Origin of the sequence: Enterobacter cloacae complex sp. P17RS, assembly GCF_014895885.1 — a bacterium.
GTDB lineage: Bacteria > Pseudomonadota > Gammaproteobacteria > Enterobacterales > Enterobacteriaceae > Enterobacter > Enterobacter bugandensis.
The window spans coordinates 176,778-197,517 of record NZ_JADBQK010000022.1 but is presented as its reverse complement, the minus strand read 5'-3'; the positions used below and the strand labels follow the sequence as shown (position 1 = coordinate 197,517).

Here is a 20,740-nt window from a genome sequence, read left to right as displayed (position 1 = left end):
CGTTACTTCACAAGCCCTTGTTGTTTCAGGAAGTCGGCGGCCACTTTTTTGGCATCCAGTCCCTCGACGGCAATGCTGGCATTCAGCTGTTGCAGCGTTTTTTCATCCAGCTTTTCGAAGACCGGTTTGAGCCATTCAGCAATATCCGGGTAGGCTTTCAGCACCGCCTCACGCACAACCGGGGTAGGAGCGTAAATCGGCTGAACGCCTTTTGGATCGGTCAGGGTTTGCAGGCCCAGTGCCGCGACCGGGCCGTCGGTACCGTAGGCCATTGCCGCGTTAACGCCGGAGGTTTGCTGCGCCGCCGCCTTAATGGTTACCGCCGTATCTCCGCCCGCCAGCGAGAGCAGCTGCGCCTGGTCGAGCTTGAAGTCGTAGGCTTTTTCAAACGCCGGCAGCGCGTCAGGACGCTCGATAAACTCCGCGGACGCCGCGAGCTTGAAGTCGCCCTTCTCTTTCAGATAGCGGCTGAGATCCGCAAGCGAGGTGAGCTTCCCTTTCTCCGCCACGTCCTTACGCACGGCGATAGTCCAGGTATTGTTGGCCGGGGCTGGGGTCAGCCAGACCAGCTTGTTCTGTTCCGCGTCGAGTTTTTTGACTTTTTCATAGCCAGCTTTGGCGTTTTTCCATGCCGGATCGTTCTCTTCTTTAAAGAAGAACGCGCCGTTGCCGGTATATTCAGGATAGATATCCAGCTCGCCGGAGGTAATCGCGCCGCGCACGACGGGCGTGGTGCCCAGCTGAACTTTATTGACGGTTTTCACGCCGTGGCTTTCCAGCACCTGGAGAATAATATTCCCGAGCAGCGCGCCCTCGGTATCGATCTTTGAGCCCACTTTTACCGGCTCCGCCGCCTGTAACGGCAGGCTTAGCGCCGCGAGTAGCGCCGCAGAAACTACCATCCCCGATTTAATCGTCATTCCGCTATCCTCATTTTTTTGCTGCCTTTTTCAGAGGCTTGAGAGAAAAGCGTAGCTTAAAACGGCGGATTTACCCGGCAAAATGCCTTTTTAGCATAAGGTAAGACGCATCCCCCGATGAACGGGGGATGCAAAGGAGGGAAAGGTTACAGCAGCTCGAACTCGCCTTTATTTACGCGGGCGGAATCCACCCCGATAAAGACGTTAAACTTGCCCGGTTCCGCATCATATTTCATCTGCTGGTTCCAGAACTTCAGCGCATCCACGTCAATCGGGAAGCTGATGGTTTTGGTTTCGCCAGGCTTGAGATTGACCTTCTCAAAGCCGCGCAGCTGCTTCACAGGACGGCTCATCGAGGCGGTGACATCCTGCACGTACATCTGAATCACCGTTGCCCCTTCACGCTTGCCGGTGTTGGTCACCTCGACGCTGGCGGTGACCTTGCCGTCACGCTTCAGGCTCGGCGCCGACATTTTCACCTCAGAGACCTTGAAGGTGGTGTAGCTCAGGCCATAACCAAACGGGTAGAGCGGGCCGTTAGCTTCGTCAAAGTAACGAGACGTGTATTTGTTCGGCTTGTCGGCGTTGTACGGGCGACCGGTGTTCAGGTGGCTGTAGTAAACCGGGATCTGCCCGACGGAGCGCGGGAAGGACATCGGCAGCTTGCCCGACGGGTTGTAATCGCCAAACAATACGTCGGCGATGGCGTTACCGCCTTCGGTGCCGGCGAACCAGGTTTCCAGAATGGCGTCAGCCTGCTGGTCCTCTTTCACCAGCGCCAGCGGACGACCGTTCATCAGCACCAGCACAAGCGGCTTGCCGGTCGCTTTCAGGGCGGCGATCAGATCGCGCTGGCTCTGCGGGATGGTGATGTCGGTACGGCTGGAGGCTTCGTGCGCCATACCCTGCGCTTCCCCCACGACCGCGACAACGACGTCAGACTGCTTCGCCGCGTGGACCGCTTCGTCGATCATCTCCTTCGGCGTGCGCGGATCGACCTTCACCGCTTCCTCGTACTGGTTGAGGAAGGTGACGATGTCTTTATCGTCGGTGACGTTCGCCCCTTTGGCGTACACCACTTTGGCGTTTTCACCGACGGCGCTCTTGATGCCGGTCAGGACGGTAACGGACTGATCGGCCACGCCCGCAGCAGACCAGCTCCCCATCACGTCGCGCTTGCTGTCAGCCAGCGGGCCGACCACAGCAATAGTGCCGGATTTTTTCAGCGGCAGCGTGTCAAGGCGGTTCTTCAGCAGCACCAGGCTTTCGCGCGCCACTTCACGCGCTTCTTTGCGGTGCAGGCGGCTTTCGGCGTTGGTATCCGCCGGGTCAGAATCTTTCGGCCCCAGGTGGCTGTACGGATCGTTAAACAGCCCCATGTCATATTTCACGTTCAGCACGTGGCGCGCGGCATCGTCCAGCTCCGCCATCGTTACCTTGCCGCTCTTCACCAGCCCCGGCAGGTATTTGCTGTAGTACTCGTCGCTCATGCTCATGTTGATGCCGGACTTAAGCGCCACGCGCACCGCGTCTTCCGGATCGGACGCCGTGCCGTGCTTGATCAGCTCTTTAATCGCGCCGTGGTCGGAAACGGTGATGCCCTTAAAGCCCCACTGGTCGCGAAGGACGTCTTTCAGCAGCCAGGAATCAGAGGTCGCAGGCGTGCCGTTCAGCGAGTTCAGCGCCACCATCACCGCGCCGCTGCCCGCATCCAGCCCTGCCTTGTACGGCGGCATGTAGTCGTTAAACAGGCGCTGTGGGCTCATGTCGACGGTGTTGTACTCTTTACCGCCTTCCACGGCACCGTAGGCCGCGAAGTGTTTAACGCTGGTCATCACCGAATAGCGGTCCGCCGGGCTCTTGCCCTGCATCGCTTCCACCATGGTTTTGCCCATCGTGGCCGTTAAATAGGTGTCTTCACCGAAGCCTTCCGAGGCGCGGCCCCAGCGCGGATCGCGCGAGACGTCCACCATCGGTGCCCAGGTCATGTTCAGGCCGTCGTCCGCCGCTTCATAGGCCGACACGCGCCCGACGGTTTTCACCGCGTCGAGGTTAAACGAGGAGGCTAAGCCGAGGCTGATCGGGAAGACGGTGCGCTGGCCGTGCACCACGTCATAGGCGAAGAACAGCGGGATTTTCAGGCGGCTGAGCTGCATCACCTGATCCTGCATGGCGCGGATATCCTGGCGGGTGACGGTGTTAAAAATCGCGCCCACCTGGTTCTCTTTGATCATCTCGCGGATGGCCTCTTTCGGGTTATCCGGGCCAACGCTGATCAGACGCAGCTGGCCGATTTTTTCATCGACCGTCATCTTCTTAAGCAACTCCGTGACAAACGCGTCGCGGGCTTCAGGCGTGAGCGGGTGATTACCAAACAAATCCTCTGCCAGCGCAGGTTGCAGCGCCAGGCTGACGGCGACACCTACAGAACATAGCCATTTCATGTTGTTATTCTCTCTCATCAATAACCGTGGGAAGCACCCGGCCAGACCGTGCGAAAAGCGCAGTGTGCCATAAACCCTCTGAACGTTGCAGGGTTATTCTCTGATTTTTCTCGTGAATACTCGACCGCTGAACAGTTAATCGCGCTATGCTTTACAGCGAGAAATTTGCCTCACCACAAGGAGTGGAAGATGACTTCTGTTCGAACTGACGATAACAAAACATTTATTAACGAACTGTCGCGCCTGGTTGGCTCCTCTCACCTGCTTACCGACCCGGCCAAAACCGCCCGCTACCGCAAGGGTTTCCGCTCCGGCCAGGGCGACGCGCTGGCGGTGGTCTTCCCCGGCACGCTGCTGGAGCTGTGGCGCGTGCTGAGCGCCTGCGTTGCGGCCGACAAAATTATTTTAATGCAGGCGGCCAACACCGGCCTGACCGAAGGTTCCACGCCGAACGGCAACGATTACGATCGCGATATCGTGATTATCAGCACCCTGCGCCTCGACAAGCTGCATCTGCTGGACAAAGGCGAGCAGGTGCTCGCGTTCCCGGGCACCACGCTCTACTCGCTGGAAAAAGCACTTAAGCCGCTGGGCCGCGAGCCGCACTCGGTGATCGGCTCCTCCTGCATTGGCGCCTCGGTGGTCGGTGGGATCTGCAATAACTCCGGCGGTTCGCTGGTCCAGCGCGGCCCGGCCTACACCGAAATGTCACTTTTTGCCCGCATTGATGAAAATGGCAAGCTGACGCTGGTGAACCACCTGGGCATCGATCTGGGCGTAACGCCGGAACAGATCCTCAGTAAGCTCGACGACGACCGCGTGAGGGACGAAGACGTGCAGCACGATGGTCGCCACGCGCACGACCACGATTACATCACCCGCGTACGCGATATCGAGGCCGATACCCCGGCGCGCTACAACGCCGATCCGGATCGCCTGTTTGAATCGTCCGGCTGCGCGGGCAAGCTGGCGGTTTTTGCGGTGCGTCTCGACACCTTCCCGGCAGAGAAAAAGCAGCAGGTATTTTACATCGGCACCAATCAGCCTGAGGTCCTGACCGAAATTCGTCGCCATATTCTGGGCGAATTCACCCACCTGCCGGTGGCGGGCGAGTACATGCATCGGGATATTTACGACATCGCGGAGCGCTACGGGAAAGACACTTTCCTGATGATCGATAAGCTTGGCACCGACAAAATGCCGTTCTTCTTCACAATGAAGGGACGCACCGACGCGATGCTGGAGAAAGTGCCGCTGTTCAAGCCCCACTTTACCGACCGCTTTATGCAGAAGCTGGGCAACGTTTTCCCTGCGCATCTGCCAGAGCGAATGAAAACCTGGCGTGATAAGTACGAACATCACCTGCTGCTGAAAATGGCCGGGGACGGGATCGCCGAAGCGCAGAGCTGGCTGACCGAGTTCTTCAGGACGGCTGAGGGTGATTTCTTTGCCTGCACGCCGGAAGAAGGCAGCAAAGCCTTCCTGCACCGCTTCGCCGCGGCGGGTGCCGCTATCCGTTACCAGGCGGTACATTCCGAAGAGGTGGAAGATATTCTGGCGCTGGATATCGCCCTGCGACGCAACGACACCGAATGGTTTGAGCATCTGCCGCCGGAAATCGACAGCAAGCTGGTGCATAAGCTCTATTACGGCCACTTTATGTGCTACGTCTTCCATCAGGACTACATCGTCAAAAAAGGGGTAGATGCTCACGAACTGAAGGAGCAGATGCTCGCCCTGCTGCGCGAGCGTGGCGCACAATATCCTGCGGAACACAACGTCGGGCATCTTTATAAGGCCCCTGACGCCCTTAAGCAGTTTTATCGCGAGAATGACCCTACAAACAGCATGAACCCCGGGATCGGGAAAACAACGCGGAAGAAATACTGGAAAGAGAGTGCAGACGCGGAGCAGCGCATAACGCAAGCGTCTGATTAAACCCTACAGCCAAATTTGAGAGATTGTTTCGCGCGCCTTAATCGTAATAGAGTAGCGGTCTGTCGCCGGAGAAATGTTTCTCCGGCATTCTATAACGAGGAGCAGGCGCATCATGTCGGCTGTTGATGTTTTATCCGAAACCGAACTGGAAGTGCGCGACGCCCTTCCCGATGATGTGCATGCCATCGCCGCCATCTATGCCTGGCATGTGCTTCACGGACGCGCGTCATTCGAAGAAGTCCCCCCCACCATCGACGAAATGCGTCAGCGCATGAAAAGCGTGGCCGAGAACGGTTTACCGTGGCTCATCGCGCTCTATCGCGGCATCGTGGTGGGCTATTGTTACGCCACCCCTTACCGACCGCGTCAGGCCTATCGCTATACTCTGGAAGAGTCGATTTACGTGGATGCCAGCATCACCGGACGCGGTTTTGGCACCGCATTAATGAACGCGCTGATCGCGCGCTGCGAGCAGGGCCCGTGGCGGCAGATGATTGCCGTTGTCGGAGATGGCAATAATAATTCCGGCTCGTTACGGCTGCATAAAAAACACGGCTTTGAGATTGTCGGTCAGCTTCGCAGCGTGGGGTATAAGAAAGGCGACTGGCGGGATACGGTGATAATGCAGCGCCCGCTCAATGACGGTGACTGGACGCTGCCGGAATAAACGTAAAACGGTAACCTGGGTTACCGTTTTTAGTGTTTTCTCCCTCTCCCGTGGGAGAGGGTCGGGGTGAGGGCATCAACGCGCAGAGGGGAATTAATCGTTTTGCGCCGTCGCCATCTGCTCCGCTTTCTGCTTTTTATAGGTCAATGCTGCAGCCGGAACGGGCTGCACTTTCCCGGTCTCAATCCAGGTCCGCAGGCGGCTCGCATCCGCGAAGTGGGTATATTTCCCGAAGGCATCCATCACCACCAGCGCCACCGGCTTACCGTTAAACACGGTGCGCATCACCAGGCAGTGGCCTGCCGCATTGGTAAACCCGGTTTTGGTTAACTGAATATTCCAGTTCTCGCGGTACACCAGATGGTTCGTGTTGCGAAACGGCAGCGTGTAAGACGGATTCGAGAATGTCGCCATGTCCTCACGCGTGGTGCTGAGCTGGCCGAGCAGCGGGTACTGCTTGCTGGCAATCAGCAGTTTCGTCAGATCGCGGGCCGTGGAGACGTTGTTAATCGACAGCCCCGTCGGTTCAACAAAATGAGTATTGCTCATCCCCAGCGCTTTGGCTTTAGCGTTCATCGCGCGGATAAAGGCATCGTAACCGCCAGGATAATGGTGCGCCAGACTTGCCGCCGCACGGTTTTCGGACGACATCAGCGCCAGCAGCAGCATATTTTTACGGCTGATTTCACTGTTCAGGCGCACGCGAGAGTAGATCCCTTTCATCTCCGGCGTGTGGCTGATATCCACTTTCAGCTTTTCGTCCAGCGGCAGGCGAGCATCAAGCACCACCATCGCGGTCATTAATTTTGTTATTGAGGCGATTGGGCGCACCAGGTCCGGGTGGCTGGCGTAAATCACCTTATTGGTATTGAGATCAACAATCATCGCGCTGCCGGACGCAATTTGCGGCTGAGCAGCAGCGGTGGTCACAGCGGGCGTTTTGGCGACAGCTGGCACGGCAGCGGACGCGCCCAGCAGCAGCGCCAGGCTAAGTAAGGAGACACGAAATTTCAGCATGGTGAGACTTCTGATAATTATTCACGCACGTAATGACGTACACCGCCTGTGTCGACGGATAAACACAGGCTGGCTTCGGCATCATAGCGGTCACCGTGCTTTGTCGCCAGCGGATAATCGTGAACAGATGCTGCATTGCTGGCATTTACGCCAGCAATGCAGTGAGCTTAGAAGAGACGGTATCCATAACCCCAGAGAATAACCGTCAGTGCCAGTAACACCTCCAGTACCAGCACCCCGATGGCAAGCGTGGAACCGGAGAAGCTCAGGCCCTCTTCTTTATTGATATTCAGGAAGGTTGGAACGCCCAGATACAGCAGATAACCGGTGTAAAAGAGCGCAACAGTACCGATCAGCGCGCACAGCCAGACCAGTGGATAGAGCGCAACAATACCGCTTAAGAACAGCGGGGTCGCGACGTATCCGGCAAAGACCATACAGTGTGCCAGCGATGGGCGCTGTGGGTAGTTACGCGCCATCCAGTGAATGACGCGCCCCATGACCGCCACCCCTGCCAGCATCAGGCCATAAAAGAGAATGGCCAGATAAAGCCCGGTAAACCAGGAGAGCTGAACCACGGTACCGTCACCGAAGTTCCAGCCGATTTGTGTTGTGCCAATAAACGCGCATATTACCGGCACCGCGGCCATCAGCAGCACATGGTGGGTGTAATGATGCGAGACCGTTTCGTTCTCACTTTTGATGACATGCATTTCACGATCGGGATGGGAGAAAAGTCCCCAGACATGGTTCATAGCGCCCCCTTGTTGTCGGCCCGTCAGCGATACCTTAAGTATAATGCAGGCTTTAGATTATTTTATGTACAGTGGGAAATTTCCGTTGATTGCCGCGCGGTTGATTCATGAGGTATATGATTAAACGAGGAACGCAGAGGGAGATAACCGTTACGTAATGGATATTAACGCACTCATTGAACAATATGGATATGCCGCGCTGGTCATCGGCAGCGTGGCGGAAGGTGAAACCATCACGCTGCTGGGCGGCGTCGCCGCGCATCAGGGCTTACTGAAGTTTCCGCTGGTCGTCGCTGCGGTCGCGCTGGGCGGCATGATTGGCGATCAGCTGCTCTACTTCCTGGGGCTGCGCTTTGGCCCGACGCTGCTCAAGCGTTTCGTTAAACACAAAAAGAAAATCAACCGCGCGCAGCGCCTGATCCAGCGTCACCCTTATCTGTTCGTCATAGGCACCCGCTTTATGTACGGCTTCAGGATCATCGGGCCGATACTGATTGGTGCCAGCCGCCTGCCGCCAAAAATTTTCCTGCCGCTGAATATTGTTGGCGCGATAGCCTGGGCGCTGATCTTCACGACGCTTGGTTACGTGGGTGGCGAGGTGATTGGCCCGTGGCTGCATAACCTTGACCAACACCTGAAGCACTGGGCGTGGTTGATTCTGGTGGTTGTGGCGGTGATTGGGGTCAGGCTGTGGATGCGGCACAGAGAGAAGAAGCGGGATGAGGAGTGAGTCAGCCTGGTGCCCCTCACCCCTTTGGGGAGAGGGGAAACCTGTCACCCTTCCGGCTTAAACTGCGGGTTCGCCAGCATAAAGCCCCCGTCGACGATAAACGATTGCCCTGTGGTATAGCTGGCGTCGCTGTCACACAGCCACGCCACCAGGCTGGCGATTTCTTTGGTGTGGCCCGGCCTTGCCAGCGGGATTTCCGGCATTGACCCTTCCTTCACTTCGCTGTCGTCCATATCGTTCATCGGAGTGGCAATGGCCCCCGGCGCGACGGCGTTCACCAGAATCTTGTGCTTCACCAGCTCCATCGCCATCGATTTGGTTAAGCCGCCGAGCGCATGTTTCGCAGCCGTGTAAGCGCTGGCATCAGGCAGCGGCGTGTGCTCATGCACCGAGGTGATGTTCACAATCCGCCCCCCTTCCCCCTGCTTCACCATCTGCCGTGCCGCAATCTGCGAGCAGAGAAACGCGCCGTCCACGTCGACGGTAAAAATGTTCCGCCAGTCGTCAAACGCCATCTCAAGAAATGGCGCTTTGGTCATCGCTCCGGCATTGTTAACCAGCACGTCCAGCCGGCCGAAACGTGCAATCAGCGTTTCAATAGCATCAGCGCCGTCCGGGAGCGTGCTTAAATCAAGATGGATAGCCTCTGCACGCTGCCCACGCGCTTCAACTTCACGGCAAGTTTCCAGCGCCCCTTTTTCATCAGAATGCCAGGTGACGCCAATATCAAACCCGCGCTCTGCCAGCATCAGCGCCGTGGTTTTACCGATCCCGGAATCCGATGCGGTTACAATCGCTACTCTGTTCATACTCACCTCCTGAAAAACTGCAAAGAGGTAAGTATAGATAATGGCCCTGTTTAGCCATGATGATAGCCGCCGCCCAGCGCTGACGTCAGCTGCAGCGTGGCGTCGAGATACTGGCCTTTCAACATGACGCCTTCGAGATGCTCTTTCAGTGCCGGGATTCTGGCTTCGCTGACCCGCGAACCGGCAATAATACCTGCGCTAAAACGCGCCTGCGCCAGCGCCACCACGCGCGCCGCGTCTTTTTCGATCTGCTGCTGGTGACGATTTTTTGCCGTCAGGGTTTCAACTTCACTTGCCGTACGCGCCACCTGATTGACCGCCTCCACCACCGCTTTGTTGTAGTTCGCGACCGAGAGGTTATTCTGCGCCTGGGCGATATCCAGATTAGCGTTCAGCCTGCCGCTGTCGAAGATCGGCAGCGTCAGTCCGGCAGTCACGCCCATCTGCTGGGCTGAAGAGCGGAACAGATCGCTCAGGTGCAGGGCATCCTGCTGTAAGAACGCCATCAGGTTCACGTCAGGATAGAACGCCGCTCGGGCGGCGTCCACCTCGCTCATAGAGGCTTCGATATACCAGTGCGCCTCCTGCAGATCCGGACGGCGTGCCAGCAGTTCATATCCCAGCGTTGACGGTAGCGAGGCTTCTGCTGCAGGCAACGGGTGGCGCGTAAGGTGTGTTGCCGGGGTGCCGGTCAGCGCATCCAGACGCGCTTCAATGGCCTTCATTTTGCCCTTTACGTCGGCCAGCTGTTCATTAGTCTTACTGGCGTGTATATCGGTTTCGACGCCCTCCACCGAGGAGGTAATACCGTGCTGATACAGTTCGCGATCGGCGTCGATAATATTTTCCTGCTCCTGTTTAATCCGGGTAAGAACTTCCCCTGCTTCGGCCTGGGTCTGCCACGCCCAGTAAAGACGCGCAACGCTGGTTGAAAGCAGCTGACGGGTCTGCTCCAGCTCCGCTTTTTGCGCATTCACTTTACCGATACGCGCTGCAATCCGGGCGCGGTTTTTTCCCCACAGATCGAGATCCCAGCCCGCCGTCAGGCCAAAGGTGCCGTTGGTATACCATGGTCCGGTGGTGCCCGCCGCCGGGTCGGTAAGGGCAAACGGCCCCATCAGCCCCTCTGCCGACATTTTTTGCCGTTCAACATCCGCTGAAAAATCCATTTGTGGGCCATCGGCTGCGATAGCGGCTCTGGCCTGCGCTTCGGCAAGCGTAATGCGCTGCCGGGCAATTTGCATATCGGGCGCATCCGCTATGGCTTTGGCAATAAGCGAATTTAACTGCGGGTCGTTATATTCTTTCCACCATTCATTTTTCGGCCAGTCCGCATGACGAAGTTGGGTATTAACGGACGCGGCTGTCGCTTGCGTTTGAATTGGCGACACCGTGGAATGTTCCGGTGCGCAGGCAGCCAGCATAAAAACAAGGGGAGCACTCAGAGATAAAATAAGAAAACGTTTCATTACGCCATGCACTCAAAAAAATAAAGGCGCAACTTACGCTTGATGACGCGCTATTTTTTAGTAACGCGTGGCAATCCGCAAATTGTCATACACTTACATACTCGGCAAAATATTCACCGAGTGAATTATTTATTTTTAAATATAAGTGCCGATTATTTTGACTGTATAACCCGCGCAATATCAGCCGACGTTTGCAGCGTGCGGATCTCCTGAAATAATCCCAGCGCTTCGCTGTACTCTTTGCGTAAATAACTCAGCCACTGTTTAATTCGCGCGACGTGATACAAACCGGTGTCGCCCTGCTTCTCCAGACGGCTGTATTTTTGCAGCAGCGTCACCACGTCTGCCCATGGCATCCGCGGCTCGTTATATTTCACCACCCGGCTGAGGTTCGGCACGTTCAGCGCGCCGCGGCCAATCATCACCGCATCGCAGCCGGTGGCTTTCAGGCACGCCTGCGCGCTCTCGTAATCCCAGATTTCGCCGTTGGCGATCACCGGAATAGTAAGTCGTTTGCGGATCTCACCAATCGACTGCCAGTTAATGCGCTCGGCTTTGTAGCCGTCTTCTTTAGTGCGGCCATGCACCACCAGCTCGGTGGCCCCGGCCTGCTGCACCGCATCGGCAATTTCAAACTGTCGGGCGTCGCTGTCCCACCCCAGGCGCACCTTAACCGTCACCGGCAAATGCGAGGGCACGGCCTCACGCATGGCTTTCGCGCCGCGGTAAATCAGCTCAGGATCTTTCAGCAACGTCGCCCCGCCGCCGCTGCCGTTTACCAGCTTCGACGGGCAGCCGCAGTTAAGATCCACCCCGTAAGAGCCAAGCGCTACCGCGCGGGCGGCGTTTTCCGCCAGCCATTCAGGATACTGGCCAAGCAGCTGAATACGCACCAGCGTGCCGGAAGGGGTCCGGCTCTGGCGATACAGTTCAGGGCAGAGACGATAGAATGACTTTTCTGGCAGCAACATATCGACCACGCGTAAAAACTCCGTTACGCAGAGATCGTAATCGTTCACCTCGGTCAGAAGCTCGCGCACGAGGGAGTCGAGTACGCCTTCCATTGGGGCCAGTAAAACACGCATAGCAGTACCTGTGAAAAAAGACGCGCTATAGTAGCCGCTCTCTATATCGCTGGGAAGCGCTTCTGTTCAGGCAGAAAGTCACCCGGCGTTGCCCCAACAATAGCGCGAAACGCCGCCGCAAATGCCGCCGGGCCGGAAAACCCCAGCATCCAGGCCACCTGCTTAACCGGGTATCCGTTGGCGAGGAGATCCAGCGAGGCACAAATCCTTGCGCGCTGTCGCCAGGCCCGGAAGCTAAAGCCGGTATCGTTGATAAACGCACGTGAAAATGTGCGTTCAGACATCGCGGCCCGTTCCGCCAGCCTTTCCAGAGAGAGATCCCAGAGATTGTTGGCAATGATGTCACAGGCCACGCGATGTAAGCGCTCATCCACGGGCATCGGCAGTTCGGCAGAAATCTGCTGCGTCTCGCTGAGGATGTCGAGCAGCAAAACGGCCATGCTGCGCTGGCTTGCCGGCCGGTATTCCGCGCTGAACAGCCCGGCAATCAGCTCTTTGAACAACGCTGTGGCCATAATCACGTGAACCTCGTCTTTCCGCTTAAAAGGTTCGCATTGCGAAATCAGTGCCGGGCTAAACCAGACCGCTCGAAGCTCCGTTGCGGATAACACGCTGTAGGTATGCTCCTGAAAGGGAGGGATCCACAGCGCGCGCTGCGGCGGTATGACCCAGCGTTTGCTGCCGGTTTCAACCAGCATAACCCCCTTAATGGCAAACAAAAGTTGTCCCTGCGAATGCTGGTGAGGCGGATCGACTTCGCCGCGCGTATAGCGAATTGCCCCTCTTGACCATCCGATAGCATCGTCGTGAATTGGCGTTTTATCGATAACGGTTGGCATTTCACATTCCCCCCTTCCTCTTATGATGCTGCTTGTACACGTAACCAGAGAGAGACGCAATGCACATCCATTTTATTATTCATGAACATTTCGAGGCGCCAGGCGCCTATGAAATCTGGGGGAAAAGCCGCGGCTGCAGTCTGAGCTACACCAGAGTGTATCAGGGCGAACCTTTACCTGAGGAACTGGGGGGCACAGACCTGCTTATCATCATGGGAGGCCCGCAATCCCCCGCTACCACGCTCGCGGAATGCCCCTGGTTTGATGCGCAGGCGGAAAAGGCACTCATCAGCCGCGCGATAGAGGCAGGTAAAACGGTGATAGGCGTTTGTCTGGGCTCACAGCTTATCGGCGAAGCGCTGGGTGCAGCGTTTTGCCACAGTCCGGAAAAAGAGATCGGCAAATTTCCCGTCAGGCTCACAGATGCAGGCAAGGCGAACCCGCTGTTTGAGGACTTTGGCAGCGTGCTGAACGTCGGTCACTGGCATAACGATATGCCTGGGTTGACGCCGCAGGCTAAGGTTCTGGCTTACAGCGAGGGCTGTCCCCGCCAGATCGTGCAATACAGCGAACGGGTTTACGGTTTCCAGTGCCATATGGAGCTGACGCCGGAGGTGGTAGAGTTGCTGATTGAGCATTCGCAGAATGACCTCCGCCGTGCGGGTGAATTCCGTTTTGTCGAAACGGCGGAAAAACTCCGCTCGCATGATTATCGCGAAATGAACCTGGTGCTGTTTTCTTTTCTCGATAAACTGACCGCCTGACGCTGATGCCTTCTCTGGCGCGTGACTTCGCCAGCGCAATCCCTTTCCTCTAAACTGTAGCCTGCACCAGTAAGGTGATACCGGACGTTCCATTCCGGAATGTCTGGTATGCTCAAAATTCATGATGTGATCCGTGGCACATTTTTAGGTTTAATTGTATGATGAATGCGTTTCAGCAAGGACTATCACCATGAGCAAATCATTGAACATTATCTGGCAATATCTGCGCGCATTCGTCCTGATTTACGCCTGCCTGTATGCCGGCATTTTCATCGCGTCGCTGCTGCCCATCACCATTCCCGGCAGCATTATCGGTATGCTGATCCTCTTCGTTTTACTGGCGCTGCAAATTCTGCCTGCAAAGTGGGTCAATCCAGGCTGCTTCGTACTCATTCGCTATATGGCGCTGCTTTTCGTGCCTATCGGCGTGGGCGTCATGCAGTATTTTGATTTGCTCAAGGCGCAGTTCGGCCCGATTGTCGTTTCCTGCGCGGTCAGTACGCTGGTGGTTTTCCTGGTGGTGAGCTGGAGTTCTCATCTGGTACATGGCGAACGCAACGTGGTCGGGGAGAAAACAAAAAAATGATGGCTAATATCTGGTGGTCACTGCCGTTAACCCTGCTGGTATTCTTCGCCGCGCGCAAGCTTGCCGCACGATTTAAAATGCCCTTGCTGAACCCCCTGCTGGTGGCGATGGTGGTGATTATTCCCTTCCTGCTGCTCACCGGCATTCCTTATGAGCGTTACTTTGCAGGCAGCAAAATTTTAAACGACCTCCTGCAGCCCGCCGTTGTCGCGCTTGCCTTTCCTTTATATGAGCAGCTGCACCAGATCCGCGCACGGTGGAAGTCCATCATTACTATCTGTTTTGTGGGAAGCCTGGTGGCGATGATTACCGGCACGTCGGTGGCGCTGTTGATGGGGGCCTCCCCGCAAATTGCCGCCTCTATCCTGCCTAAATCAGTGACCACGCCTATCGCGATGGCGGTAGGCGGCAGCCTCGGCGGTATTCCGGCCATCAGCGCGATGTGCGTGATTTTCGTCGGTATTCTCGGCGCGGTGTTTGGCCACACTCTGCTGAACGGGATGCGTATTCACACCAAAGCGGCGCGCGGGCTGTCGATGGGCACCGCCTCGCACGCGCTGGGTACCGCACGCTGCGCGGAACTGGACTATCAGGAAGGGGCGTTTAGCTCGCTTGCGCTGGTGATCTGCGGGATTATCACCTCCCTGCTCGCCCCGTTCATTTTCCCGCTGATTCTGGCGGTGATGGGCTAAAATTTGCGATGCGTCGCGCAAATTTCATTTTGATTTCATAAGTTGCATACATAATGAGATGTGGATCACATATAAAGGCCTTACGGCTCCGTAAACTACCGATCCATTAACCTTTATGAGGCAAACGCCATGCACCCACGTTTTCAAGCTGCCTTCGCTCAGCTTGCAGAGAATTTGCAGTCAGCCCTGGCTCCCGTTCTGGCAGATGCACATTTCCCCGCCCTGCTGACGGCGGAGCAGGTCACGGTGCTTAAACAGGCAACCGGGCTGGATGAAGACGCGCTGGCTTTCGCACTGCTGCCCCTGGCTGCCGCCTGCGCCCGGGCCGATCTTTCCCACTTCAACGTCGGCGCCATCGCGCGCGGCGTCAGCGGAACCTGGTACTTCGGCGGGAACATGGAGTTCCTCGGCGCAACCATGCAGCAGACCGTTCACGCCGAGCAGAGCGCCATCAGCCACGCCTGGCTGCGCGGTGAGAAAGCCCTGAGCGCCATCACCGTAAACTACACCCCATGCGGCCACTGCCGCCAGTTTATGAACGAGCTGAACAGCGGGCTGCAGCTGCGCATTAACCTGCCGGGCCGCGCGCCGCACACGCTGGGCGATTACCTGCCTGACGCCTTCGGCCCGAAAGATCTTGAGATTAAAACGCTGCTGATGGACGAGCAGGATCACGGTTTCGCCCTGTCCGGCGATGACCTGAACCAGGCGGCCATACGCGCGGCGAACAAGAGCCACACCCCGTACAGCAACTCCCCGAGCGGCGTGGCACTGCAGTGCCGCGATGGCCGTATCTTCACCGGCAGCTATGCGGAAAACGCCGCGTTTAACCCAACGCTGCCGCCGCTGCAGGGCGCACTCAACCTGCTGAGCCTGAACGGCTACGATTATCCGGACATTCAGCGTGCCGTTCTGGCCGAAAAGGCCGATGCGCCGCTGATTCAGTGGGATGCCACCGCCGCAACGCTCAAGGCGTTAGGCTGCACGACGATCGACCGCGTCCTGCTGGCGTAAACCTTCCGGCGGACAGAAATGTCCGCCACGTTGCTGAAAAACCCCTCAGTTGAGTCGCTGTTTCTTGCGCTAACCAGGCGGGTAAAGTAGCCTGAGTTAAATTTCATCCACGAACGAGCCATCTTCATGTTAAAGCGCGTTTTTTACAGCCTTTCTGTCCTGGTCGGCATACTGCTGTTTATCGTGCTGGGTCTCGACCGCTGGATGAGCTGGAAAACGGCCCCCTACATCTTTGATGACCTGCAGGATCTCCCCTACCGTCAGGTGGGCGTGGTGCTCGGCACCGCCAAGTATTACCGCACAGGGGTGATCAACCAGTATTATCGCTACCGCATTCAGGGCGCGCTGAACGCCTACAACAGCGGCAAGGTAAACTACCTGCTGCTGAGCGGCGATAACGCGCTGCAAAGCTATAACGAGCCGGTGACGATGCGGAAGGATTTGATTGCCGCGGGCGTGGACCCTGCCGATATCGTGCTCGATTACGCCGGGTTCCGCACCCTCGACTCCATCGTGCGCACGCGCAAAGTCTTTGATACCAACGACTTCATCATCATCACCCAGCGCTTCCACTGCGAGCGCGCGCTGTTTATCGCCCTGCATATGGGCATTCAGGCGCAGTGCTATGCGGTGCCGTCGCCAAAAGATATGCTGAGCGTGCGCGTCCGCGAGTTTGGTGCCCGCTTTGGCGCCCTGGCCGATCTCTATATCTTCAAACGCGAACCGCGCTTTTTAGGCCCGCTGGTGCCCATTCCGGCGATGCATGAAGTGCCGGAAGACGCGCAAGGTTACCCGGCGGTGACGCCAGAGCAGCTGCTGGATATGCAGAAAAAAGAGAAAAAGTAGGCCTGCCTTTATACTTTCTTTACGCCGGCACTGACGCTTTTTATCCCCCCTTTACGCCAGCTCTTTTAACCTGAGTTCACTGCCGCTACGGCTTCATTGAAGAATGACTATGAACTCGATAATGAATGCGTTTTTCCTCAAAAGTCTCCGCCCTTACTTTAACTTTCCCGGATTATCACTCCCCGGCGCACTTAATTCTGGTCTCTGGCTGGATGAAAAAATTGACGCCCTGCAGCACAATATTGCCGTGGAAGTGGCCGACTATCTGGAACGCTACCCGCACACGAAACACGTTGACGTTTACCTGAACGATATCAACGGCACGATGCGCGGCAAGCGCCTCACGGTGGAGAGCATGCTGAGTCTGGAAAAAGGCTGTTATTTTCCGCTTTCCGTCTACTCCATGGATCAGAAGGGAAAAATCGCCGCCCCGCTTTATGATGAACCCGACCGGCTGTGCGTCCCGGTCGCCGGTTCTCTGCGTCCCTGTCCGCAGGATGCGGAGCATACCGCGCAGATCCTGCTGACGATGAAGGACGGCGACGGTAACCCCTGCCCGCTTGAGCCACGCGCGATACTGCAGAACGTCGTGGCCCGCTTCCACCAGCACGGCCTTTTCCCGGTCATTGCCCCGGAAATCGAGTTTTACCTGACGGGACAGGGCGATCGCGATCCGCAAAATCAGGGCTGTTTTCACATGGACACCTCGTCGGCGCACGCGGCGCTTTTTGACGAGCTGGAACAGCTGGCGCACCTTCAGCGCATCCCGCTGTCAGGGGTGGTAGCGGAAGCCGAGTCCGGACAGTACGAATTAAACCTGAAGCACAGCCAGCGCGTCGTAGAGGTCTGTGATAACGTGCTGGCCCTGCGCCGCCTGACCCGCTATGTCGCTGAAAAGCACGGTCTTCAGGCTAACTTTATGGCTAAGCCCTTCAGCCAGCTCTCCGGCAGCGGTTTGCACATCCATTTCAGCCTGAACAACAGCCGTGGCGAGAACGTTTTTGCCTCGCCGGTGAACGCGCTGAGCAGCATGATGCGCTTGTGCATCGCGGGCCAGCTGGCGCTGATGCCCGCCTCCGTCGCCATTCTTGCGCCGGGGGTCAACGCGTTTCGTCGCCTGCGAAAAAACCTGACGGAACCCGTCTTTAACTCGTGGGGCTATAACACCCGCTCCGCTGCCCTGCGCATTCCCTGCTCGGAAGAGAGCAACCGTCGTATCGAGTACCGACTGGCCGGAGCCGATGCGAATCCGTATCTGGTGGCGGCCACAATCCTGACCGGCATGCTGTACGGGCTGGAACATATCGACGAGGGGGAACTCCCGGAGCCGCAGCAGGGCCAACCGGAACTCCCGCTGTTCCAGCAGGAGGCAATTGAGGCCTTCGCCCGCTGTCAGTATCTCACCGACAGCCTGGGCGACGCCTTTTCCGAACAGTGGGTCGCCTGCAAGCTTTCTGAACTCGAGTGGTTTGAGCGCATTGTGACGCAAGAAGAGTCCCATCTGGCATAGGCCATAAAAAAGCCCGCTCGGTGAGCGGGCCGGGTATGGCGAGTGACGATTACTTCTTACGGGCGTACTTCAGTGAATCCAGCGCCACCGCGAAGATAATGATGGCGCCCTTGATGATGTACTGCCAGTACGGGTTCACGCCGATGTAGGTCAAACCGTAGTTGATGACGGTAAAGATGATCACACCGGTGACCACGCCGAGCACGGTACCCACCCCGCCGCTGAAGGAGACGCCGCCGACCACGCAGGCCGCAATCGCATCCAGCTCGTACATGAAGCCAAGGTTGTTCGTTGCGGAGCCGATACGGCCTGCTTCAAGCATCCCGCCGAAGGCGTAGAACACACCGGACAGCGCGTAAATCATCAGCAGGTTCAGGGCAACGTTTACCCCGGACACTTTCGCCGCTTCCGGGTTACCGCCGATAGCGAAGATGTTTTTACCGAAGCGCGTTTTGTTCCACAGGATCCAGACGAACGCCACCGCAATCAGCGCATAGAAGGTAATGTACGACAGGCGGAAGCTGCCCAGCGCGATAAACCCCTGCGTGAAGGTGGAGAAGCCGCTGTCAAAGCCCGAAATCGGCGACGCGCCCACAAAGTCGTAGTACAGGGAGTTGATACCATAAACGATGATCATCGTACCCAGCGTAGTGATAAATGGCGTCACGTTCAGGTAAGCGATGATAATACCGTTGATCAGGCCAATCACCGCCCCGATGGCGCAGACAATCAGGATCACCACGAAAATCGGCATGGTCGCCATCTCCGGGAACACCTTGTTGGCGTTTTCCATCGACTGCAGCAGGGTTGCCGCAATAACCGCCGCCAGGCCGACCTGACGACCGGCAGAAAGGTCCGTCCCCTGGGTGACGATAAGGCCCGCCACGCCCAGCGCAATGATGATACGCACGGAGGACTGGGTCAGAATATTACTCAGGTTCAGCAGGCTTAAGAACGTAGGGTCCTGGAAAATAATAATGGCCAGCAGGACTAAAAGAACAACGTAAATACCGCCTTCTTTCAGGTAAGTGAGAAAACTTTTTTTATTTAACGCACTCATGAGGAGCCCCTGATCTTAAAGGTGCAAAGACGCAAGACGCAAAATTTCGTTTTGCGTTGTCGTTTTGGTGTCAACAATACCGGCAACGAGACCATTGCTCATAACCAGAATACGGTCCGTGATCCCTAACAGTTCCGGCATTTCGGAAGAAATAATAATGATCCCTTTATTCTTTTTCGCCAGCTCGGCAATCAGCTGATAAATTTCAAACTTCGCGCCGACGTCAATACCGCGGGTCGGTTCATCCAGCATCAGAATTTCTGGCTGGGTTAATAACCAACGGCCAATAATAACTTTTTGCTGGTTACCACCGGAAAGCGAACCGATTTGGGTACGGTGGCCAGGCGTTTTCACGCGCATGGAGTCAATTACCCACTGGGTATCGCTCTTCATGCGGGAGTTATCCAGCAGCCCGACTTTGTTTTTGTAATTGCGAATATTAGAGATTAACGAGTTAAAGTTAATATCCAGATAAGCATAAATACCGGTCGAACGACGTTCTTCCGTCACCAGCGCAAAACCGTTATTAATGGCTTCGTTGGCATTATGGTTGTTAATTTTCTTCCCGTGCAGCGTGATGGTGCCGTCGGCCTTCTCGCGGATGCCAAACAGGGTTTCCACGATGTCGGTACGCTTTGCCCCTACCAGGCCAGCAATGCCAAGAATTTCGCCTTTGTGAAGGTCGAAAGAAACATCGCGGATGGACGGCTGGCGCAGCGAGGTCAGATTGCGCACTTCCAGGATTACTTCACCTGGCTTGTTCTCTTTGTCCGGGAAGCGCTGGTTCAGGGAACGGCCGACCATCATGGCGATGATCTTGTCCATGTCCAGCCCTTCAAGCGGCTGCGTGGCAATCCACTGGCCGTCGCGCAGGATGGTAATTTCATCACACAGCTGGAAGATCTCTTCCATTTTGTGCGAGATGTACACAATGCCGCAGCCGCGCTCTTTCAGCTTACGAATAATGGTAAAAAGGTGATTAACCTCTTTTTCCGTTAATGACGAGGTAGGTTCATCCATGATGACGATTTTCGCATCATAGGAGAACGCTTTGGCAATTTCGATCATCTGCATCTGGGAAACGGATAATGTCCCCACGCGGGCGCGCGGATCGATATCAATATCCAGCTCATCGAAAATCGCTTTGGTGTCGCGATACATTTTATCCTGATCGACAAACACACCTTTAGTTGGGTAACGTCCCAACCACATGTTATCCATTACCGAGCGTTGCAGTACCAGGTTTAATTCCTGGTGAACCATCGAGATACCGTTTTCCAGCGCTTCTTTCGCTGAATGGAAATCGATCTCTTTCCCCTGAAAAAGAATGCTGCCAGAATCTTTTTGATAGATCCCAAAAAGACATTTTAATAACGTTGATTTACCCGCACCGTTCTCCCCCATTAATGCATGAATAGAGTGAGGACGGACTTTTAAATTAACATTATCGAGTGCCTTAACACCGGGGAAGGACTTGTTGACGCCTGTCATTTCCAACAAGTATTCACCGGACGACTGAGTAGTTGTGCTGACCATAATTATACCTTGTTGGCCTCGCATATCGCGTTATAAAAGGGCGCAACGAATTGCGCCCA

The 20,740-nt window shown here is 56.3% G+C and carries 19 protein-coding genes; 9 read left to right on the top strand and 10 right to left on the bottom strand.

Annotated features, from left to right (window positions below):
* Nucleotides 1-2: 2 nt before the first annotated feature.
* Nucleotides 3-920, bottom strand: coding sequence for an ABC transporter substrate-binding protein (locus IM265_RS17010; RefSeq protein ID WP_041909045.1), 918 nt, complete (start codon nucleotides 918-920; stop codon nucleotides 3-5).
* A gap of 146 nt (nucleotides 921-1,066) precedes the next feature.
* Complete coding sequence (gene bglX, locus IM265_RS17005; RefSeq protein ID WP_069733512.1) at nucleotides 1,067-3,364, bottom strand: beta-glucosidase BglX; 2,298 nt, start codon at nucleotides 3,362-3,364, stop codon at nucleotides 1,067-1,069.
* Nucleotides 3,365-3,553: 189 nt separating this feature from the next.
* Here bglX and dld point away from each other — a divergent pair, with 189 nt between their 5' ends.
* Nucleotides 3,554-5,302 carry a D-lactate dehydrogenase gene (gene dld / locus IM265_RS17000; RefSeq protein WP_045259739.1) on the top strand — a complete coding sequence of 583 codons (1,749 nt, stop codon included), beginning with the start codon at nucleotides 3,554-3,556 and terminating at the stop codon, nucleotides 5,300-5,302.
* A gap of 112 nt (nucleotides 5,303-5,414) precedes the next feature.
* The gene (locus IM265_RS16995; RefSeq protein WP_028013845.1) at nucleotides 5,415-5,969 is read left to right on the top strand and encodes a GNAT family N-acetyltransferase; all 555 of its coding nucleotides are present in this window, start codon (nucleotides 5,415-5,417) and stop codon (nucleotides 5,967-5,969) included.
* A 93-nt stretch (nucleotides 5,970-6,062) separates the two neighbouring features.
* Here IM265_RS16995 and pbpG read toward each other — a convergent pair whose 3' ends face one another.
* Both pbpG and IM265_RS16985 read right to left on the bottom strand, forming a co-directional pair.
* Entirely contained in the window at nucleotides 6,063-6,986 is a 924-nt protein-coding gene (pbpG, locus tag IM265_RS16990; protein ID WP_028013846.1) for a D-alanyl-D-alanine endopeptidase, read from the bottom strand.
* Between the two features lie 167 nt (nucleotides 6,987-7,153).
* Nucleotides 7,154-7,741: a Yip1 family protein gene (locus IM265_RS16985; RefSeq protein WP_028013847.1), complete on the bottom strand. Its 588-nt coding sequence runs from the start codon at nucleotides 7,739-7,741 to the stop codon at nucleotides 7,154-7,156.
* Nucleotides 7,742-7,898: 157 nt separating this feature from the next.
* On the opposite strand from IM265_RS16985, the gene IM265_RS16980 reads away from it, so the two are divergent.
* Complete coding sequence (locus IM265_RS16980; RefSeq protein ID WP_028013848.1) at nucleotides 7,899-8,471, top strand: DedA family protein; 573 nt, start codon at nucleotides 7,899-7,901, stop codon at nucleotides 8,469-8,471.
* Nucleotides 8,472-8,515: 44 nt separating this feature from the next.
* On the opposite strand, the gene IM265_RS16975 is transcribed toward IM265_RS16980, so the two are convergent.
* The 4 genes from IM265_RS16975 to IM265_RS16960 form a co-directional block, all read right to left on the bottom strand.
* A complete protein-coding gene (locus tag IM265_RS16975) occupies nucleotides 8,516-9,280 on the bottom strand; it encodes an SDR family oxidoreductase (RefSeq protein ID WP_100169965.1) in 765 nt (254 codons plus the stop codon).
* A gap of 50 nt (nucleotides 9,281-9,330) precedes the next feature.
* Nucleotides 9,331-10,749, bottom strand: coding sequence for a multidrug resistance outer membrane protein MdtQ (gene mdtQ, locus IM265_RS16970; protein WP_193030476.1), 1,419 nt, complete (start codon nucleotides 10,747-10,749; stop codon nucleotides 9,331-9,333).
* A 152-nt stretch (nucleotides 10,750-10,901) separates the two neighbouring features.
* Nucleotides 10,902-11,834 (bottom strand): tRNA dihydrouridine(16) synthase DusC, encoded by a 933-nt coding sequence (gene dusC, locus IM265_RS16965; protein WP_193030474.1) that lies wholly within the window; start codon nucleotides 11,832-11,834, stop codon nucleotides 10,902-10,904.
* Between the two features lie 41 nt (nucleotides 11,835-11,875).
* On the bottom strand, nucleotides 11,876-12,673 hold the full coding sequence (locus tag IM265_RS16960) for a helix-turn-helix domain-containing protein (RefSeq protein WP_045259735.1): 798 nt from the start codon (nucleotides 12,671-12,673) through the stop codon (nucleotides 11,876-11,878).
* Nucleotides 12,674-12,732: 59 nt separating this feature from the next.
* Between IM265_RS16960 and IM265_RS16955 the strand changes: the two genes are divergently transcribed.
* From IM265_RS16955 to IM265_RS16930, 6 genes are all read left to right on the top strand, one after another.
* The gene (locus tag IM265_RS16955; protein WP_193030472.1) at nucleotides 12,733-13,437 is read left to right on the top strand and encodes a type 1 glutamine amidotransferase; all 705 of its coding nucleotides are present in this window, start codon (nucleotides 12,733-12,735) and stop codon (nucleotides 13,435-13,437) included.
* A 190-nt stretch (nucleotides 13,438-13,627) separates the two neighbouring features.
* A complete protein-coding gene (locus tag IM265_RS16950; RefSeq protein WP_045629863.1) occupies nucleotides 13,628-14,023 on the top strand; it encodes a CidA/LrgA family protein in 396 nt (131 codons plus the stop codon).
* Nucleotides 14,020-14,715 carry a CidB/LrgB family autolysis modulator gene (locus IM265_RS16945; protein WP_041909023.1) on the top strand — a complete coding sequence of 232 codons (696 nt, stop codon included), beginning with the start codon at nucleotides 14,020-14,022 and terminating at the stop codon, nucleotides 14,713-14,715. The genes IM265_RS16950 and IM265_RS16945 overlap by 4 nt, the downstream gene beginning before the upstream one ends.
* 129 nt (nucleotides 14,716-14,844) lie before the next feature.
* Nucleotides 14,845-15,729 carry a cytidine deaminase gene (gene cdd / locus IM265_RS16940; protein ID WP_028013856.1) on the top strand — a complete coding sequence of 295 codons (885 nt, stop codon included), beginning with the start codon at nucleotides 14,845-14,847 and terminating at the stop codon, nucleotides 15,727-15,729.
* Between the two features lie 126 nt (nucleotides 15,730-15,855).
* Complete coding sequence (gene sanA / locus IM265_RS16935; RefSeq protein ID WP_028013857.1) at nucleotides 15,856-16,575, top strand: outer membrane permeability protein SanA; 720 nt, start codon at nucleotides 15,856-15,858, stop codon at nucleotides 16,573-16,575.
* Between the two features lie 121 nt (nucleotides 16,576-16,696).
* Entirely contained in the window at nucleotides 16,697-18,085 is a 1,389-nt protein-coding gene (locus IM265_RS16930; protein WP_193030543.1) for a glutamine synthetase family protein, read from the top strand.
* A 49-nt stretch (nucleotides 18,086-18,134) separates the two neighbouring features.
* Here IM265_RS16930 and mglC read toward each other — a convergent pair whose 3' ends face one another.
* The gene (gene mglC, locus IM265_RS16925; RefSeq protein ID WP_013097952.1) at nucleotides 18,135-19,145 is read right to left on the bottom strand and encodes a galactose/methyl galactoside ABC transporter permease MglC; all 1,011 of its coding nucleotides are present in this window, start codon (nucleotides 19,143-19,145) and stop codon (nucleotides 18,135-18,137) included.
* Nucleotides 19,146-19,160: 15 nt separating this feature from the next.
* A complete protein-coding gene (mglA, locus tag IM265_RS16920; RefSeq protein ID WP_028013859.1) occupies nucleotides 19,161-20,681 on the bottom strand; it encodes a galactose/methyl galactoside ABC transporter ATP-binding protein MglA in 1,521 nt (506 codons plus the stop codon).
* Nucleotides 20,682-20,740: the final 59 nt, after the last annotated feature.

Coding starts and splice junctions, on each gene's coding strand:
- IM265_RS17010 (WP_041909045.1), bottom strand. CDS start 920: ATGACGATTAAATCGGGGATGGTAGTTTCTGCGGCGCTACTCGCGGCG.
- bglX (WP_069733512.1), bottom strand. CDS start 3,364: ATGAAATGGCTATGTTCTGTAGGTGTCGCCGTCAGCCTGGCGCTGCAA.
- dld (WP_045259739.1), top strand. CDS start 3,554: ATGACTTCTGTTCGAACTGACGATAACAAAACATTTATTAACGAACTG.
- IM265_RS16995 (WP_028013845.1), top strand. CDS start 5,415: ATGTCGGCTGTTGATGTTTTATCCGAAACCGAACTGGAAGTGCGCGAC.
- pbpG (WP_028013846.1), bottom strand. CDS start 6,986: ATGCTGAAATTTCGTGTCTCCTTACTTAGCCTGGCGCTGCTGCTGGGC.
- IM265_RS16985 (WP_028013847.1), bottom strand. CDS start 7,741: ATGAACCATGTCTGGGGACTTTTCTCCCATCCCGATCGTGAAATGCAT.
- IM265_RS16980 (WP_028013848.1), top strand. CDS start 7,899: ATGGATATTAACGCACTCATTGAACAATATGGATATGCCGCGCTGGTC.
- IM265_RS16975 (WP_100169965.1), bottom strand. CDS start 9,280: ATGAACAGAGTAGCGATTGTAACCGCATCGGATTCCGGGATCGGTAAA.
- mdtQ (WP_193030476.1), bottom strand. CDS start 10,749: ATGAAACGTTTTCTTATTTTATCTCTGAGTGCTCCCCTTGTTTTTATG.
- dusC (WP_193030474.1), bottom strand. CDS start 11,834: ATGCGTGTTTTACTGGCCCCAATGGAAGGCGTACTCGACTCCCTCGTG.
- IM265_RS16960 (WP_045259735.1), bottom strand. CDS start 12,673: ATGCCAACCGTTATCGATAAAACGCCAATTCACGACGATGCTATCGGA.
- IM265_RS16955 (WP_193030472.1), top strand. CDS start 12,733: ATGCACATCCATTTTATTATTCATGAACATTTCGAGGCGCCAGGCGCC.
- IM265_RS16950 (WP_045629863.1), top strand. CDS start 13,628: ATGAGCAAATCATTGAACATTATCTGGCAATATCTGCGCGCATTCGTC.
- IM265_RS16945 (WP_041909023.1), top strand. CDS start 14,020: ATGATGGCTAATATCTGGTGGTCACTGCCGTTAACCCTGCTGGTATTC.
- cdd (WP_028013856.1), top strand. CDS start 14,845: ATGCACCCACGTTTTCAAGCTGCCTTCGCTCAGCTTGCAGAGAATTTG.
- sanA (WP_028013857.1), top strand. CDS start 15,856: ATGTTAAAGCGCGTTTTTTACAGCCTTTCTGTCCTGGTCGGCATACTG.
- IM265_RS16930 (WP_193030543.1), top strand. CDS start 16,697: ATGAATGCGTTTTTCCTCAAAAGTCTCCGCCCTTACTTTAACTTTCCC.
- mglC (WP_013097952.1), bottom strand. CDS start 19,145: ATGAGTGCGTTAAATAAAAAAAGTTTTCTCACTTACCTGAAAGAAGGC.
- mglA (WP_028013859.1), bottom strand. CDS start 20,681: ATGGTCAGCACAACTACTCAGTCGTCCGGTGAATACTTGTTGGAAATG.